A 608-nucleotide genomic window follows, 5' to 3' on the forward strand; every position below is an offset into this window, starting at 1 on the left:
GTACGCTGAGGGCGGAAAAAATCGTCGGGGACATTGTAAAGGCGGCGAGCGCGGCTTTTCCGCGCCAGCGTGAAAGCAGTGTGGACTGGCCGTCAGGTACCCGTACTGTCACCGTGACCGATGACCATCCTTTTGATCGCCAGATAGTGGTGCTTCCGCTGACGTTTCGCGGAAGTAAGCGTACTGTCAGCGGCAGGACAACGTATTCGATGTGTTATCTGAAAGTACTGATGAACGGTGCGGTGATTTATGATGGCGCGGCGAACGAGGCGGTACAGGTGTTCTCCCGTATTGTTGACATGCCAGCGGGTCGGGGAAACGTGATCCTGACGTTCACGCTTACGTCCACACGGCATTCGGCAGATATTCCGCCGTATACGTTTGCCAGCGATGTGCAGGTTATGGTGATTAAGAAACAGGCGCTGGGCATCAGCGTGGTCTGAGTGTGTTACAGAGGTTCGTCCGGGAACGGGCGTTTTATTATAAAACAGTGAGAGGTGAACGATGCGTAATGTGTGTATTGCCGTTGCTGTCTTTGCCGCACTTGCGGTGACAGTCACTCCGGCCCGTGCGGAAGGTGGACATGGTACGTTTACGGTGGGCTATTT

At 54.6% G+C, this 608-nt stretch carries 1 protein-coding gene; it reads left to right on the top strand.

Translation table 11 applies throughout. The features are described from left to right. Nucleotides 1–443 (top strand): phage tail tip domain-containing protein (locus CSC70_RS14100; protein ID WP_246189440.1); only part of this gene is annotated, 443 nt, incomplete at its 5' end. Nucleotides 444–608 lie beyond the last annotated feature (165 nt).

Source organism: Pseudoxanthomonas kalamensis DSM 18571 (genome assembly GCF_010211745.1).
Lineage (GTDB): Bacteria > Pseudomonadota > Gammaproteobacteria > Xanthomonadales > Xanthomonadaceae > Pseudoxanthomonas_A > Pseudoxanthomonas_A kalamensis.